The 15,961-nt window shown below is 70.4% G+C and carries 13 protein-coding genes and 1 riboswitch; of the genes, 5 read left to right on the forward strand and 8 right to left on the reverse strand.

Annotation, left to right across the window (positions count from 1 at the left end; translation table 11 throughout):
* Window positions 1–14 precede the first annotated feature (14 nt).
* From FHR84_RS13905 to FHR84_RS13920, 4 genes are all read left to right on the forward strand, one after another.
* The gene (locus tag FHR84_RS13905; RefSeq protein WP_179535954.1) at window positions 15–752 is read left to right on the forward strand and encodes an urease accessory protein UreF; all 738 of its coding nucleotides are present in this window, start codon (window positions 15–17) and stop codon (window positions 750–752) included.
* Window positions 742–1,476, forward strand: a complete 735-nt coding sequence (gene ureG, locus FHR84_RS13910) for an urease accessory protein UreG (protein ID WP_179535955.1) — start codon at window positions 742–744, stop codon at window positions 1,474–1,476. Before FHR84_RS13905 ends, ureG begins: the two co-directional genes overlap by 11 nt.
* Window positions 1,473–2,231: an urease accessory protein UreD gene (locus tag FHR84_RS13915; RefSeq protein WP_179535956.1), complete on the forward strand. Its 759-nt coding sequence runs from the start codon at window positions 1,473–1,475 to the stop codon at window positions 2,229–2,231. Before ureG ends, FHR84_RS13915 begins: the two co-directional genes overlap by 4 nt.
* Window positions 2,232–2,437: 206 nt before the next feature.
* Entirely contained in the window at window positions 2,438–3,325 is an 888-nt protein-coding gene (locus FHR84_RS13920; protein WP_246300575.1) for an exonuclease/endonuclease/phosphatase family protein, read from the forward strand.
* Here the strand turns inward: FHR84_RS13920 and FHR84_RS13925 are convergent.
* The 7 genes from FHR84_RS13925 to FHR84_RS23280 form a co-directional block, all read right to left on the reverse strand.
* Window positions 3,306–4,925 carry an ABC transporter ATP-binding protein gene (locus FHR84_RS13925; RefSeq protein WP_179535958.1) on the reverse strand — a complete coding sequence of 540 codons (1,620 nt, stop codon included), beginning with the start codon at window positions 4,923–4,925 and terminating at the stop codon, window positions 3,306–3,308. The genes FHR84_RS13920 and FHR84_RS13925 overlap by 20 nt on opposite strands.
* Entirely contained in the window at window positions 4,922–5,731 is an 810-nt protein-coding gene (locus FHR84_RS13930; protein WP_218862891.1) for a hypothetical protein, read from the reverse strand. The genes FHR84_RS13925 and FHR84_RS13930 overlap by 4 nt, the downstream gene beginning before the upstream one ends.
* Window positions 5,728–6,660 (reverse strand): ABC transporter permease, encoded by a 933-nt coding sequence (locus FHR84_RS13935; RefSeq protein ID WP_179535959.1) that lies wholly within the window; start codon window positions 6,658–6,660, stop codon window positions 5,728–5,730. Before FHR84_RS13935 ends, FHR84_RS13930 begins: the two co-directional genes overlap by 4 nt.
* Window positions 6,661–6,895: 235 nt before the next feature.
* A complete protein-coding gene (locus FHR84_RS13940; protein WP_179535960.1) occupies window positions 6,896–8,422 on the reverse strand; it encodes an ABC transporter substrate-binding protein in 1,527 nt (508 codons plus the stop codon).
* Entirely contained in the window at window positions 8,419–9,705 is a 1,287-nt protein-coding gene (locus FHR84_RS13945) for an MFS transporter (protein ID WP_179535961.1), read from the reverse strand. The genes FHR84_RS13940 and FHR84_RS13945 overlap by 4 nt, the downstream gene beginning before the upstream one ends.
* Window positions 9,702–10,811 (reverse strand): pyridoxal-phosphate dependent enzyme, encoded by a 1,110-nt coding sequence (locus FHR84_RS13950; protein ID WP_179535962.1) that lies wholly within the window; start codon window positions 10,809–10,811, stop codon window positions 9,702–9,704. The genes FHR84_RS13945 and FHR84_RS13950 overlap by 4 nt, the downstream gene beginning before the upstream one ends.
* Window positions 10,808–11,677, reverse strand: a complete 870-nt coding sequence (locus tag FHR84_RS23280; protein ID WP_218862892.1) for a Rossmann-like domain-containing protein — start codon at window positions 11,675–11,677, stop codon at window positions 10,808–10,810. Before FHR84_RS23280 ends, FHR84_RS13950 begins: the two co-directional genes overlap by 4 nt.
* Before the next feature lie 205 nt (window positions 11,678–11,882).
* A riboswitch (cobalamin riboswitch) is annotated at window positions 11,883–12,074 on the reverse strand.
* Window positions 12,075–12,586: 512 nt separating this feature from the next.
* On the opposite strand from FHR84_RS23280, the gene FHR84_RS13960 reads away from it, so the two are divergent.
* The gene (locus tag FHR84_RS13960; protein ID WP_179535963.1) at window positions 12,587–14,662 is read left to right on the forward strand and encodes a putative bifunctional diguanylate cyclase/phosphodiesterase; all 2,076 of its coding nucleotides are present in this window, start codon (window positions 12,587–12,589) and stop codon (window positions 14,660–14,662) included.
* A gap of 143 nt (window positions 14,663–14,805) precedes the next feature.
* Here the strand turns inward: FHR84_RS13960 and FHR84_RS13965 are convergent, their stop codons facing one another.
* A complete protein-coding gene (locus tag FHR84_RS13965) occupies window positions 14,806–15,717 on the reverse strand; it encodes an esterase/lipase family protein (protein ID WP_179535964.1) in 912 nt (303 codons plus the stop codon).
* Window positions 15,718–15,961 lie beyond the last annotated feature (244 nt).

Raw genomic sequence — 15,961 nt, forward strand, 5'->3', positions numbered from 1 at the left:
CGGGGGCGGTCGCGATGGACGAGGAAGCGAGGGTGCCGGAACCGGCCGGGGCGGAGCCGGGCGGATCGCTCTCCGTGCTCGCCCTGGCCGATGCCCGCCTGCCCGGAGGTGGGCACGCGCATTCGGGAGGTCTGGAGGAGGCCGTGCACCGCGGAGTGGTCGGGAACGCCGATCAGCTGCGGGAGTTCCTGCGCGGCAGGCTGCACGGCGCGGGGAGCCAGGCGGCCGCGTTCGCGGCCGCGGCGGCGCACGCGGGTGAGCGTGGAGCGGGGAAGGACTACTGGTCGCGCTGGGACTACGAGCTCGACGCCCGCACCCCGTCGCCCGCCCAGCGCGCGGCCTCGCGCGCCCAGGGGCGCGGTACCGCGCGGGCGGGGCGCGCGGCATGGCCCTGCGCGGCCCTGGAGGAACTCCTCGCGGCCACCGGCAGCCCGCATCACCCGGCGGTGGTGGGGGTGCTGATCGGTGCTCGTTCGCTCGGCACCCCGAAGGACGCCGCCGCCGTGGTGGCCTACCTGGCCGTGAGCGGCCCGGCCTCGGCGGCGGTGCGGCTGCTCGGTCTGGACCCGTTCGCGGCCAACGCGGCTGTGGCCGCTTTCGAACGGGACACCGAGCGAATCGCGCGGCGAGCCGCGTCCACGGCCGGTTCGCGGCCGGAGGACCTCCCGGCCGCGGGAGCACCGGCCCTGGACCTGCTCGCCCAGGCACACCAGCGACATCACGAGGAAGAGGTGCGACTCTTTGCGAGCTGAACACCCGCACGAGCACCACGAGCACGAACACCGGCACTCCGTCGACTTCGACCCGACGGCCGCGGGACCGGACCCGTTCACTTCCGGGGGAGTGGCGGACCGTCCGATGCGCATCGGTGTGGGCGGACCGGTCGGCAGCGGCAAGACCGCGCTGACGGCCGCGCTGTGCCGCACGCTCGGAAGCGAGCTGGAACTGGCCGTGGTCACCAACGACATCTACACCACCGAGGACGCCGACTTCCTCCGGAGGGAGGGCGTGCTGGACGGGAGCAGGGTGGAGGCGGTGCAGACGGGGGCCTGCCCGCACACCGCGATCAGGGACGACATCACCGCGAACCTCGACGCGGTCGAGCGGCTCCAGCACGAGCACTCCGCTCTGGACCTGATCCTGGTGGAAAGCGGTGGGGACAACCTCACCGCCGTGTTCAGCAGGGGGCTGGCCGACGTCCAGATCTTCGTCGTCGACGTCGCGGGCGGGGACAAGGTCCCCCGCAAGGGTGGGCCCGGGGTGACCACCGCGGACCTGCTGGTGATCAACAAGGTGGATCTGGCCGAGCGGGTCGGCGCGGACATGGCCGTGATGCGCTCCGACGCGCGGCGGATGCGCGGTGAGCTGGCGGTGATCACCCAGTCCCTGACGGACGACCCCACCGCCGCGCGGACGGCCGCCTGGGTGCGGGAGCGGGTCTCCGCGTGGTCGCCGGCGGAACCGGACGGGAAGTGAGGTCGCGGGCCCGGCTGGTCGTCGAGCGGGACGAGCGGGGGGATTCGGTGGTGCGCGAGCTCCGTTCGCAAGCGCCGTTGACCCTCGTCCCGCGCCGCCCGAGGACCGGAACGAGTCGGCAGGCCGTGGTTCACCTGGTGGGTTCGGCGAGCTCGCCGCTGGGGGGCGATGACCTCGCGCTGCACGTGAGCGTCGCCCCGGGGGCCCGGTTGTCGCTGCGCGGCATCGCCGCGGCTCTCGCCCTGCCCGGCCACGGCCCCGGCGCCAGCCGCGGTTCCATCCGGATCGAGGTGGCCGACGGCGGGATCGTCGAATACCTCCCCGAACCCACCGTGGTGACCGAGCGGGCCGATCACCGTGCCGAACTGTCCGTTCGGCTGGAAGAGCACGCCCGGGTCCGTTGCCGCGAGACCCTCGTCCTCGGCAGGAGCGGCGAGCCGCCCGGGAGGCTGCGCACCGATCTCGAGCTGGAGCGCGGTGGGCGGCGGTTGCTGCGCAACGGTCTCGACATCGGTGATCCGTCACTCGGTGCCAGCCACGGGTACCTCGGCGGAGCGCGGGTGCTGGCCACCGAATCCGTGGTGTGGGACCGCGATCCGGAAGCGCCCGTCTCGGCGCGGGAGTGGACGTTGATGCCACTGGCGGCCGGCGGGTCGCTGATCACCGTGCTCGCCGGGGACACGATCACGGCTGGGCGTTGCCTGGAACGCGCTCGTGCCGCGCATCCGGCCGGAGCCGAGTTCTCCGAGCAGTGATTCCGTTCCCGCGGGACGCCGCGGGGAATCCGCTCTCGGGTCCCGGTTCCGGAGGGGACGCGGGCGCGTGGTGCCGGTGCTCCGTACGGAGTCATGGGAATGGTTCCGTGGCCGGTTGGGGTGCTCGGGCGGGGACCATACGCTGAAAATGAGTTTTATTCATTTTTGATGGCCCTCTTTCCGGAGTGATCGGCATGGTGCGACGGATGGCCGCGTGGACCGCGGCGCTGGGGATGCTGCTCCCACTGACCGGCGGGGAGGCGGTCGCCTCCCCCGCGGCGGAGGAACCGCCCTCCGGAGGTGAGTTCTCCGCGCTCACCTACAACGTCGCCGGACTGCCGGACTGGATCTCGGGGAGCGACCCGGCGACCAACACCCCGTTGATCGGCGAGCGCCTGAACGACTACGACCTGGTCAACGTCCAGGAGGACTTCAACTACCACGACGAGCTCTACGAGCGCGACGAGCACCCCCACCGCACCGAGACCAGCGGACCGGCGATGTTCGGCGACGGGCTGAACACGCTCTCCGAGTACCGCGTCGACGATTTCCGGCGGGTCACCTGGGACGACTGCCACGGCACCGACTGCCTCACCCCCAAGGGGTTCACGTTCGCGCGGATCGAGCTCGCAGCGGGGGCGAGCCTGGACCTGTACAACGTGCACGCCAACGCGGGAACCGCTCCGGGCGACCTCGCGGCCAGGAGGTCCAACCTGGACCAGTTGTCGGAGTTCCTCGGGAACAACTCGGAAGGCAACGCGGTGCTGGTGATGGGCGACACCAACACGCGCTACACCAGGGAGGGCGACAACATCCGCGCGCTGGTAGACGCCAACGGGCTGACCGACGCGTGGGTGACCCTGGAGCGCTCCGGGACCCGGCCCACCCGGGGAGCCGAACCGTTGGTCTGCGACCAGCAGCGTCCGAGCGATTCCTGCGAGGTGGTGGACAAGGTGCTGTACCGCGGCGGCGAGGGTACGGACCTCACCGCGCGGGAGTACGGCAACGAACACACCGCCTTCCTCGACGACGCGGGCGAGCCGTTGTCCGATCACTTTCCGCACGCGGTGCGTTTCACGTGGAGCGCCGCCTAGCGGGGCGGTCGTTCCGGCCCGCAGACAGAGCGGCTCCCGGGGCGTCACGTGCGGCGGTCACCAGCTCCGCCGCCGCTGCTGACCCGGGCCGGGCCAGCAGCCGCTCGGTCGGCGCGTGTTCGACGCACCGTCCCGCGTCGAGCACCAGGATCTCGTCGACAAGCGACGCGACGGCGGGGAGGTCGTGGCTGATGAGCACCAACCCGATCGCGGTGTCCGCGGTGAGCCGGCGCAGCAGTCCGAGCAGTTCGGCCTGACCGACCACGTCCTGGGCGGAGGTGATCTCGTCGCAGACGAGTACGTCGGGCTCGGCCAGCAGGGCCCGCGCCAGCGCCGCGCGCTGCAGCTGGCCACCCGACAACCCCGCGGGGCGTCGCCGTGCGGCCGCCCGGTCCAACCCGACCGAGTTCAGTGTCCGCGTCACCCCCTGCCGGACGGACTCCTCGTCCGCCCTCCCGGCCGGCCGGACCGTCCGCGCCAGTTGTGCACCGATCGCCCGGAACTCGTCGAACGAGGCCCGCGCGTCCTGATGGACGTACTGGACCCGGGTGCGCTGTCTCCGGCTCCTGCGGTTGATATCGCTCGGCAGCGTTTTGCCGTGCAACTCCACCCGCCCGGCGTCCGGGACGGCGAGCCCGGCCAGACACCGCGCCAGCGTGGTCTTGCCGCTGCCGGACCTGCCCACCACGGCGGTGCGGGAACCGGGAGCGACGCTCAGGTCGACACCGCGCAGCAGCTCCGCCCCGGAGGCGGTCCGCTTGCGCAGGCCGCTCGCCCGGAGCCCCCCTGCCGGGGTTCGAGTTCCCCCGGCGGCAGGGGCGCGGACGGTTGCGGGGAGCCGAGGCTCCGCCGCCAGCAGCTCCCCGGTGTGCTCGTGCGCGGGATCGTCGAGTACGCGCTCCGCCGGACCTTGCTCCGCGACGGAGCCCGCGCGCAGCACCAGCACCTCGTCGGCCATCCCGCGCGCCGCCCCGAGGTCGTGGGTGAGCAGCACCAATCCGGTCCCGTTCCGGGCGAGCTCCCGCAGCGTGGCCAGCGTGCCCGCGCGGGTGACCGCGTCCAGTCCTGTGGTGGGCTCGTCGAGCACCAGCAGTTCGGGCTCGGCGATCAGCGCGTGGGCCAGCGCCACCCGTTGTTGCTGTCCCCCGGAGAGCTGGTGCGGATAGCGGCGCAGCAACCGCCGTTCGGGAGTCAGTCCCGCGGTCTCCACGGCACGCACCACGGCGGCGTCGCGCTCGGAACGCGTGGTGCGACACGCCGCGGCGAACTCGTGGAGCACGTTGCCGACGCGGCGCACCGGATTCAGCACCGCCGAGGGGTGCTGCGGCAGATAACCGATCCTTCCCGCGCGCAGCGCCCTGCGCGCTCGCTCGCTCGGGGTCAGCAGTTCCGCACCGTCCAGGCGCACGCTGCCGGACAGCGCGACGTCCGAGCGGTGCTCTCCCTGCAGCGCCAGACCCAGCGTGGTTTTGCCGCTGCCGGACTCGCCGAGCACGAACAGCACGGAACCGTGCCGCACCCGTAGGTCTACTCCTCCGAGCAGCCGGGTGGTCCGCGTGCGTGCCCCCAGTTCGCGCACGTCGAGCAGTGGTCGGCTCATGTGCGTACCGTCCTTCGGCGCGACAGCGCCCCGTCCACCACGAGGTTGACCCCCGCGCACAGCGAGACCAGCAGCATCGCCGGGGCCAGGACCGCCCACGGCTGGACGAACAGCGCGTCCCTGTTGAGCTCGACCAGCACGGCCCAGTCCGTGGCGGTGGAGGACAGGCCGAGTCCCAGGAAGTTGGCCGAGGCCATCAGGTAGAGCACCAGGTTGAGCCGGGTTCCCGCGTCCACCGCCACGGGGCCGAGGATCGATCGTCCAATGTAGATAAACCGGGCCCGCGGGCGCGATTCTCCCTGCATGGTCATCGCCTCGAGCGCGGTTCCGCACCCGGGAGCCAGTGCGGCGCCCTGCGCGATCCGTACCACGGCGGGCAGTTGCAGGACGGCGATCGCGATGACCAGGGTGCCCGTACCGCGCCGGCCGGTGGCAGCCAGCACCAACAGCACCAACAGCCCGGGGAGCGCGAGCAGGGAATCCAGCAGCCGCAGCAGCAGCCGGCTCGCCCATTGCCGCCCTCCGACGGTCAGCAGCGCCAGCGGAACCCCGATCAGATAGGACAGCAGCAACGCCGCACCGGTCATCGTCACGATCGAGGTTCCGCCGCCCAGCGCCAGGGTGAGGACGTCGCGTCCCAGCTCGTCGGTGCCCAGGGGATGGTCGGCGCCCGGGGAGTGCAGCGCGCCCGCATCCGAGCTGGCCGGTCCGGCCAGGAGCGGCCCGATCAGTGCCGTGAGCAGCGGGACGCCGAGCAGTACCCAGCCGGCCGCCGCGATCGGCCCGCCCGTTGCCGAACGCTTCAAGGTGCCACCTCGCGTCGTGGGACGAGTCGTCGTGCGGCGATGTCGGCGAGCAGGTTCACCGTGACCGTCGTGGCGGCGAACATCAGCGCGTACCCCTGCACGGTCGGCAGGTCCCGGGTCCTGACGGCGTCGACGAAACCGGAACCGAGGCCGGGGAGCGCGAACAGCGCTTCCACGACCACCACGCCGCCGAGCAGACCGTCCACAGTGCGCGCGAGTTGTTGCACGGCGGCCCCCGCCGCGTTGGGCAGCACGTGCCGGAACAGCACGACTCGTTCGGGCAGCCCGTGCATGCGGGCGTGACTCGCGTACTCGGCGGTGTGGGCCTCGGCCACCCCGATGCGGATCTGACGTGTCAGGGCGCACAGCTGTTTGCACACCAGCACCACGACGGGCAGCACCAGCACGGCCGGGTACGCCAGCAGCGAGGTTCCCGAGATCCCGGCCGCCGTGGCGGGCAACCAACCCAGCCGGAGCGAGAACAGCCCGACCAGCAGCAGCCCCAACGCGAACTCGGGCACCGAGTCGAGCAGCACCACGACCGAGTTCACGGCACGGTCCAGCGGCGATCCGCGCCGCAGGCCGGTCAGCACTCCGATCGCGAGCGCCAGCGGCAGGATGACCCCGAGCGCGCAGGAGGTGAGCACCACCGTGGTGGCGAGTCCGTCGGCGATCTCCTCGGCCACCGGTTTCCCGGTCAGCAGCGAGGTCCCCAGATCTCCGTGCGCGAGACCGCCGAACCACTCCAGCAGACGACTCGGGAGCGGTTCGTCCAGCCCGAGTCGTTCGCGCAACGCGGCGATCTGCTCCGAGGTGCCGTGCCTGCCCAGGATCACCACGGCGGTGTCGCCGGGCAGCAACGCGCTCAGCGCGAAGACCGCCACGGTGACCCCGAGGACCTGCAGCAGCGCGATCCCGATCCGCCTCATAGAGGTTCTCCGCTCTCCCCCGGCGTAGCTGGTCGCTTGGCGGAGCCCCGCGCGGGCTCGTGAGCGGGTGCCCCGAGCTCGGGCAGCTCGTTCTGCGCGATGTCGGGGCCGTCCTCGCGGGAGCCCCCGCGGCGGCGCCGGTGGATCGCGCGGAAGCTCCGGCGCCGCGGGCGGAGGAACCCCCGGTCGAACCGACAGCCCGGACGGAAAGCACCGATCGGAACGAAGGCACGCATCAGCCCAGCTCGGCCCCGTCGAACCTGGCCCAGTTCAGCGAGTTCGGCGTGGCGGCCTCCAACCCGCCGACATCACTGGAGACGGCGACGTTCCAGTCGCTGAACCCCCACACCATGACGCCGCTGTGGTTGCGCGCGTGTCGTTGCGCGTCGACGAGCAGCTCGGCGCGTTCCCGCTCGTCGGCGGTAGCCACCGCGTCGTCGAACAGCCTGTCGAACTCCGCGGAGTCGTAACCGGTGTAGTTGGCGCTCACCGAGGCCGCGCGCAGGCGCTTGGAGAGGTAGGTGGTGATCGGCAGGGCGGCGGTTCTGGTGTGCCCGGCCACGCCGTGCTTCTTGATGTCGGAGTAGTGGGTCTCCGACGGCCCCACCCTGGGCGTGACCCTCATCCCGATCTCGCCGAGCTGCTCGGCGATCAGGTTCGCCGCCGGTTCGAAGCAGGGATCGGCCGAACTGGTGCGCAGTTCGAAGCTCAGCCCTCGGGCCCCGGCTTCGCGCAGCAGCTTCCGTGCCCGGTCCACATCACGTTCCCGCTGCGGAACGTCCTCCGGGTAGTGCTCCAGTCCCTTGCCGAACAGGTCGTTGCCGAGTTCGCCGCGCTCGTTGAGCACCACCTCGACCAGTGCCTCGCGGTCCACGCCCGACAGCACGGCCCGCAACACGCGGTTGTCGTCGAAGGGCGGGCGGTCGACCTTGAAGGCCACCGCCTGCATGGTGCTGCGGGGAGCGGACAGCACCTCGGCCCGTTCGTCCCTTTCCACCATCTCCACCGCGTTGGCACCGATGTCGTGCGCGTAGTGAACCTGCCCCGCGAGCAGGGCGGACACCCGCGCCTCGGCTTCGTTGACCGGCACGAACTCCAGCTCGGCGGGTTTGGGCGGACCGTCGAAGTGTCCCTCGAACCGTTCGAACACGGCCGATCCGCCGGTTTCGAAGGAGGTGAAGCGGAACGGTCCGCTGCCGACGGGGACGCCGAAGTCCGCGGTGTTCGCGGGAACGATCTCGGTGGCGGGGGCTCCCCAAGCCGCGGGAAAGGCGAAGTCCGGTTCGCCGAGCACCAGTACCAGCTCGCGTTCCGAGACCGCTTCACTGGCTCCGAAGTCCACACCGGAGAACTGGGGCCGCGCCGGTGACCCGGTGGCCGGGTCCGCGATGCGCCGATAGCTGTAGAGCACGTCCTCCGCTGTTACGGGCCTGTTGTCGTGGAACCTGGCCGCGCGCAACCTGATCCGCCAGCGCCTGCCGTCGGCGTCCGATTCCCAGGACTCGGCGAGCCGGGGGACCGGACTCATGTCCTGGGCGTATCCGACCAGCGTGTCGAACAGCGCCTTGGAACGCGCCTGGTCGACGAACAGGGAACCGGTGTGCGGGTCGAGCGACTCCCTGCTGCCCGACACGGAGAAGGCCGCCCGGAGTCTGTTGTCGGATCTCCCGCCCGCACCGCCGCACGCCACGAGCGGTCCCGCGGCGAGCGTGCCCAGCGTTCCGGTGAGCAGTCGTCTCCTGTCGATGTTCGCCGCGGTCATCCGGGGGCTGCCTTTCCTTCGGGGGTGTGTCCGGGTGTTCGATCGAGCAGACCGCGCCGGTTCAGCACGGCCGCGCCCGAGCCGCCTGCCACACCGACCAACAACAGGCAGCACCAGGGCAACCAGCTCAGCGGTGATCCGCCGAACTCGTCGAGCAGCGCCCCGGCGAACCAGCTGACGGCGGCGGCCGCCAGCGCGGAGACCAGGTAGTAGAAGCCGTAGTACGTTCCCGCCAGGCGCGGGTTGCCCACGGCGGGCAGCAGCTCCATCGCGAACGGGTTGGTGATGGCCGTGCCGACGGTGAACAGTGCCGTGCCGACCAGCACGGGAAGGCAGGCGAGCGCTGTCGTCCAGCCACCGGGTCCACCGAGCCCGCCGTCCCCCGCGGGCAGCAGCGGGCTGGCCACCAGGACGGGCAGGAAGGAAACGCCCATGCAGCTCAAACCGATCGCCACCGAGCGTCCGGCCGTCCACCGGCGGCGGCACCATTGGGTGATCCGCACCTGACCGAACACGCCGATCGCGGTGGAGACCACGAACACCCCGGCGATGGACCAGGCGACCCCGGACACGCGTCGGATCTCCAGCGGCAGCATCAGGTAGAGCTGGTTGTACAGCGCGAAGTACGCGGACAGCGCCAGGGTGAAGCCGAGGAAGCGACGGTTGCCGAGGACCTCGCGCCAGCTGCCGAGCACTCCCTTCTCCTGGCGTTCGATCCGTCGGCGCGGCAGCACGAGCAGCTGGGCCACGGTGAGCACCGCGAAGGCCAGGCACGCCAGCAGCGCGATCAGGCGGAAGTCGACGGTGAGCAGCCCGGCTCCGAGCAGCGGCCCGAGCAGGGTGCCCGCGTGCCCGAACACGTTGAACACCGCGAAGGCCTCGGCCTTGTTCTCCCCGGCCTCGTGCATCAGATAGGTCCGCACCGCCGGGTTGAACAGCGCACCGGCGAGTCCGGTCAGCACGGCCGCCGCGATCAGGCCGGGCAGCGTTGTGAACACCCCGAACGATCCGAAGGCCACCACGCGCAGGGCACACCCCGCGATGATCATCGGCCGACAGCCGATCCGGTCGGCGGCCGTGCCGCCCACGAGGAACATGCCCTGCTGGCTGAGATTGCGGATTCCCAGCACCACGCCCACCACGGCCGCGCCGTAGCCGAGCTCTTCGCTCATGTACGAGGCCAGGAACGGCAGCAGCATGTAGAAGCCGACGGTTATCCCGAACTGGTTGACGACCAGCAGTCGCGCCGCGGGGGACAGTCGGCGGAACGCCGCGTAGTTCATGATCGAGCACCGTCCCGTCCGCACACGGGGCACTCGGAGTCACCGGTTCGTTCGGGACACGGGTCCTCCACCCGGCGCGTTCTGCTCCAACCGCGCGCCTCGTCCGCGCGGTACGGGTGCGGTCGGACGCACGGTGGTGCCTCGAGCGCGTTCCGCGCGCGGAACTCCTCGTCGTAGACGGTGTGCCAGTAGCGGTACGGTCCGTCCGGGAACACCGCCGTCACCCGGTCCGAGTCCAGTTCGGCCGAACACCAGGCGGCGGCCAGCGCCACGGCCCCGGTGCTCCACCCGCCCGTGACGAAGACGCTGCCCGCGAGCTCTCGGCAGGCCCACGCGGCTTCGGCGGGGCCGATCCAGTGGACCTCGTCGAACTCCTCGTAGGCGACGTTGTCCGGATGGATGCTGCTGCCCAGGCCACGCATCACCCTTGGCAGTGGTTCCGGGCCGAACAGCGCCGAACCCGGCGAATCGACTCCGACGAGCCGGACACCGGGCCGGTGGGAACGCAGTACCGACGCGATCCCCGAGCTGTGCCCGCCGGTTCCGACGCTGCAGACCACCGCGTCCAGCCGGTCGAACTGCTCCAGGAGCTCACGGCCGAGAGCCGTGTAACCGGCGGCGTTGTCCGGGTTGTTGTACTGGTCCGGCCAGAACGCGTCCGGGTGCTCGGCCAGTATTCGAGCGACCCGGTCGCGCCGCGCGCGTTGCCATCCACCGACGGGAGCGGGCTCGTCGACGACCTCGATCCGTGCACCGTGCGCACGCAGCAGGCTCGCGCTCGGATCGTCGAGTTCACGGTCTGCCACCAGTATCACGGGGTGGCCGAGAGCGATGCCCACGTAACCGAGTCCGATCCCCAGGGTGCCGCTGGTGGATTCCACGATGGTGCCTCCGGGCCGCAGCTCTCCGCGCCGCCTGGCGCCGCGGATCATGGACAGCGCGGCTCTGGCCTTCATGCCACCGGGGGACACTCCTTCGAGCTTGGCCCAGAACCCGGGGTGCTCCTCGGGAAGTGGGGTCGTGACTCGTAGTACGGGGGTGTCGCCGATGAGTTCCAGCAGCGAGCGACACCTGCGTCCCCCCGCGGAGTCCGCGTTCCCGTTCACGAGCGCCCTCCGGATGCGGCCGGGTAGAGGTGGATCTCGTTCTCCTGCCCGGTGAGCCAGAAGAACGGGTAGGGCTCGGCGGAGAGCGCGGTCAGGTGCGTGCCCAACAGCTCCCTGAACACCGCGCTGCCGGTCTGGGCGAACACCACCAGTGGGACGGCATTGGTCCGGCAGTGTTCGGCGATCCCGTCGAACGTCCCGTTGCCCAGGGTCATACCGGACGCGAGCACCGCTCGGGCCCCGGACAGCGCCTCGGAGTGGTTCCGCAGCACGGTTTCTCCCCGCTCGGTGCGGCCGCCCTTGAAGTCGCACGGAACGTGTTCGAGGTTCCGGTCCTCCAAAGCGGACAGCAGCGAGTTCACCACTCCGATGACCGCGACCGGGCCTTCGTTCCCACGGGGGATCAGGTCCACGACCTCGCGGGCGCGTGCTCGTGACTTGACCGACGAGTCACCGCGTGGAAGGCGCACGGTGCGGGAGTCGCTCCGTTCGCCGTGTGGTGCGAGGTGGGCGAGGTAGGCGTCCAGCGCGGCTGTACGAACGACCGGGTCCGGGTGGTCCAGCAGCTCGTCGACGGTGGAACCGGCCAGACCGGGCAGTCGCGCGGTGTCCTGGCTCTCCGGTTCGGTGGCGCAGGAGCCGACCGCCTCCCCCACCCGGATGCTCAGCACCGAGTTGGCGTAGCCCGTGACCCTGCCCGCGTGCCGTGCGTTCTGCTCGGTTCGGAAGGCGACCGTGGCCGGGAGGGCGGTAGGCGGGCCCTTTCCGCCGTGGAGGCGCGAATCGGCGCGGACCCGCTCGACGAGCTCGTCCAGGACGGTCGGTTTCGTTGCAGGGGGGTCCGAATGAGTTTCTACAATGGACACACGTGTCTCCGCGGGTCTGATCGCTGTGGAAGAGCGGTCGGTGATGCGTTCCGCCGGAACGCCGGGGACTCAGGGGGTCGCGGCGGACGGGACGTGGGTCGGGACCGGATCCCGGTGCGTACCCGCGGGGGAGCGGTGGAAAGCGAATGCGCGCGCGGTTCGGTGCGGCACCGTCGTTACCTCCTCCGGGGCTCCGCGACCCCGTACGAATCGGTACGACGACGGCAGTCTCCTGACTCGTGGATCGACGTTGTCCGCCGCCTTCCCATCGGATCACCGACAGTGGCGTGTTGGCGGCAACTCCCCACACACAGTGGCGGGACCGTGCCGGGCTCGCACCGGCTTCCTGCGTGTCGTCGCGTTGGCTCCGCACGGAACGTTCACACCCCGAACGTGCGGTGTCAAGGCGCCGTTGATCACCCGCTTCGCGGCGGTTTCGGCTTCATCGCAGTTCATCGGGGTTTTTCGGGGCGGTTATCCCGCCGGGACAGTTGCCAGTGATGTGCAGTGGATCTCTGGTCGCAACTGTGGAACCGCGGAGCGGAGTGCGAGAACGGGTGAGAGGCGCGCGTGGACGAGGGCCGTGTTGAACACCTGGAGTGTTCACCGCGGTCCGCGTGTCCCGGGGGAACCCGAAGGAGCGCGTTCCCCCGGCGCACTTCGGGGGCCCGATCCCGGAACGGGCGGCGGGCTCCCACGGGAGCGGGGAGCCTTCCGAGGCCCCGCTCGAGCGCACGCGCCGTGCGCGGGTCGTGGTAGTGACAGACACTTGGTCGGGAGCGGATGTCCGGGCGGGGGCGTTCGTCACCGGAGGGGTGGGGTCGTTGTCCGGGTGCGGGGCCCACCGCTTCGGAAGGGGAGTCGGCCGGGAAGACGAGCCGATCGCGACTCTGTAGCCGGAGCAGGTACATGAGCGGTGAGCAGGATCGACGTGGGGTGGGAGCGGACGAGGAGGAGCTCGTAGGAAAACTCGTCGCCTCGCTGCGGGAATACGCCGTGTACACCCTCGACCCGGACGGAGTGGTTTCGAGCTGGAACCCCGGTGCCGAGCGGATAACGGGGGCTTCCGCCGCGGAGGTGGTCGGCGAGAACATCTCGGTCTTCTACACGACCGAGCAGGTGGCCGCGGGGGAACCGCAGGAGCTGCTCCACAGGGCCGTGCAACGGGGCAGCTGCGTCGACGAGGGGTGGAGGATCCGCAAGGACGGAACCCGGTTCTGGGCCAATGTGGTCACGACCGCGCTGTGGTCCAGCGGCGGAGAGCTGCGTGGCTTCGTGCGGGTCACCAGGGACGACACGGAACTGCACTCCCGGCTGGAAAGCTCGCTGCGGCAGTTCCGCGACCTGTTCGGCATCGCCCCGGTGGGCATAGGCGTGTTCGACCGGTACGGCTACGCGCTCGACACCAACCACGCGCTGTGCGAGCTGCTCGGTTACGAGCCTGCCGAGATTCGCGGTACGCACTTGACGAACATGGTCCATCCGGACACCCCGGGAGGGGAGGGGCTGCGGGAGAGCTTCCGGGACGGGATTTTCCCGGACCGGGAAAGCGTCCAGGAGTGGCCGCTGATCCGCGCGGACGGCACACGGGTCATCTGCGAGCTGCACATGGCCAAGTCGGTGCGTTCCGACGGGGAGGAGTTCTGGTTGGTGATCTTCCAGGACGTCACCGAGCGTCACCGGACGGTCGAGGAGTGGCGCTACTGGGCGACGCACGACGAGCTGACGGGGCTGCCGAACCGGAGCGCGGTCACCCAGTGGCTGGCCGATACCGATATGGACCGGTTCGCGATGCTCTACTGCGACATCACGAACTTCCGCCGGATCAACGAGTCCCTCGGGCTGAAGGCCGGGGACGATCTCCTCGTCGAGATGGCAAAGCGGCTGCGCAACGATCTGCCCGAGGAATGGCTGGTCGGCCGGATGGCGGCGGACGAATACCTGATCGTGTGTCCCGACGTCGTCGCAGCGGGCGGTGTCGACCGGATGGCCACGTTCGTGCTCGAGCTGTTCCACAAGCCCGTCTACCTGCGCGGACATCCGCCGATCCAGGTCTCGGCCTCCGTAGGGGCTGCCGTCGCGGAGAGCAACACCACCGTCGAGGACCTGCTGCGCTCCGCGAGCGCGGCGGTGATGGACGCGAAGTCGGGCGGGAAGAACCGGGTAGCGGTAGCCGACCCCGAGCTCATCACCTCGATGGACCGCCAGCTCCAGCTGGAGAGCGAACTGCGTTCGGCCATCGAGGCCGAGGAGTTGACCCTGCACTACCAGCCGATCCTGGACGAAACCGGAAGGATCCTCGCGGCCGAGGCGCTGGTGCGCTGGGATCATCCCGAACTCGGCCTGCTCCTGCCGGGGCGCTTCCTGCCCGTGGCCGCACGGGGGGACCTGATACGTGATCTGGACCTCTGCGTGCTGCGCTCGGCGATGCGCGACGCGGCGACCTGGCCCGTGGGGGAGGACGGAAGACCCGTGGTCACGTTCAACCTGGGGGAGCTCTCCCCGGCTGACCGTGATTTCGTGGAGGTGCTCGGATCCGCCGTCGCGGAGACCGGGGTCGACTGGGAACGCATCGTCATCGAGCTGGTGGAGACTTCGCTGATCAACATCACGGACCGGGGAGCCGAGGCGATGCACGAGGTGACGGGGAACGGGGCGCGGTTCGCGCTGGACGACTTCGGCACTGGCTACTCGTCCCTGGACCGGCTGAAGGAGTTCCCCATCGGAGTCATCAAGATCGACCGGAGCTTCGTGGCGGAGATCACGAATCCTTCCGGGCTCTCCGTGGTCAAGGCCATCGCGGACCTCGCCGAGGCGCTCGGCTGCACCTGCACGGCCGAGGGAGTGGAAACCGTCGAGCAGTTCGAGGCACTGCGCGGCATGGGGGTGCGGACCTACCAGGGGTGGTTGTTCTCCCGTGCTGTCTCCTCCTCCGAACTGAGGGAACTGCTCGGCGCGGGAGCGTTGCTTCCCCCCGGGCAGTGAGCGGGCTCCCCGGCAGCGCGGGGCCCGCCCACCCGGCACGACTCCGCCCTCCTCCCGGTTCCCGGGACATGGGGTTGAGCGGGGTCTCCCGCCGCCGCGGGAGCGGGAGACCCCGACATCGGATGAGCACTGCAACGGGCGGGTCAGCACTCGGGCCGTTCGGCCTCATCCGGGTTCAGCGCGTTGAGCACCAGTTGCTGAGCGGCTGAGTTGTAGGAGATGCCCACGTGTTCGGTCAGGTCAGCCGGGCAGAAGTCCTGCAGGGTCCGGTTGGTGACGTTGGGGGCTTCCTCGAGGAAGGACGAGGTGTGCGGGGTGACCACCTCGTCGTACTCGGTCGCGATGTTGGTGTACTCCACGGTGGGATCGGTCTCGCCGCCCGAGTTGAGTTCCGTGATGAAGTCGGAGTCCTTGAGCTGCTGGGTGCACGAGGCGCACGGTGGTGTCCCCTCGGGAAGGAAGGATCCCAGCTTGTCGAGCCCGTGCAGGGTGGTGCCGTGGTTCGACGGGACGAGTCCGATCAGCGAGTCGACCTTCGGGGCACCACCGAGGTTCTTCAGGTAGTACCGCGGCATCATCCCGCCCTGGGAGTGCCCGACCAGGTCCACCTCGCTCGCGCCGGTGGCTTCCAGAACCCGGTCCACGAATCCGCTCAGTTCCCGCGCGGACCCCGTGATGTCCTCCGTTCCCCGGATCGGGTTGCCCGCCTCGCCACCGTAGTTCAGCGCGAACACGCAGTACCCGCGTTCGGAGAGTTCCGGCGCGAGTCCGGCCCAGTTGTCGTAGCGGTTCTCGAAGGTTCCGTGCACCAGGACGACCGGGTCGGGACGTGCGGGACCCGGTGCGCACGAGAAGTCGTTGGCCCCGGGGGGAACGGCGTTCGGGTGCTGTTGCGAGTAGAAGAAAGCGGACAGGAAATCGTCCTGCCGCGGCCCGGTCTCCCCGGCCACTTCCGCGGAGGTGGCTCCCGCCGCGCCGGCCCCCGTGATCGTGGCCAGAGCCAGTGCGCCGACACCGGCCACGAGCCCACGTAAAACGCGCTTCGATCGATTCATGATCACTCCTGTCGAGCGGAGGAACGACGGATTTCCGCCCTCGGCGGGTTTTCGTCGCCCGGTTCTTCGTGGGGGATCAGCCTCCGGGGGCGAGTCGTGCCGCTCAATACTCCAAAAGTGTGTATCGGCTTTCGGGGGCCGTTTTTTCCGGAAACGGGTCGGGGAATTGCTCGCCGTGTTCAGAGGTCGACCTCCCCGGTTTGTCAACGAAGTGAGGGACGCGTTTCGGCGCGGGGCCGGTTCT

Source organism: Actinopolyspora biskrensis (assembly GCF_013408175.1).
GTDB lineage: Bacteria > Actinomycetota > Actinomycetes > Mycobacteriales > Pseudonocardiaceae > Actinopolyspora > Actinopolyspora biskrensis.

Excerpts from the sequence above, each read along its gene's own strand:
- FHR84_RS13905 (WP_179535954.1), top strand. The coding sequence starts at position 15 with ATGGACGAGGAAGCGAGGGTGCCGGAACCGGCCGGGGCGGAGCCGGGC.
- FHR84_RS13920 (WP_246300575.1), top strand. The coding sequence starts at position 2,438 with ATGGCCGCGTGGACCGCGGCGCTGGGGATGCTGCTCCCACTGACCGGC.
- FHR84_RS13925 (WP_179535958.1), bottom strand. The coding sequence starts at position 4,925 with ATGAGCCGACCACTGCTCGACGTGCGCGAACTGGGGGCACGCACGCGG.
- FHR84_RS13935 (WP_179535959.1), bottom strand. The coding sequence starts at position 6,660 with ATGAGGCGGATCGGGATCGCGCTGCTGCAGGTCCTCGGGGTCACCGTG.
- FHR84_RS13940 (WP_179535960.1), bottom strand. The coding sequence starts at position 8,422 with ATGACCGCGGCGAACATCGACAGGAGACGACTGCTCACCGGAACGCTG.
- FHR84_RS13945 (WP_179535961.1), bottom strand. The coding sequence starts at position 9,705 with ATGAACTACGCGGCGTTCCGCCGACTGTCCCCCGCGGCGCGACTGCTG.
- FHR84_RS13960 (WP_179535963.1), top strand. The coding sequence starts at position 12,587 with ATGAGCGGTGAGCAGGATCGACGTGGGGTGGGAGCGGACGAGGAGGAG.
- FHR84_RS13965 (WP_179535964.1), bottom strand. The coding sequence starts at position 15,717 with ATGAATCGATCGAAGCGCGTTTTACGTGGGCTCGTGGCCGGTGTCGGC.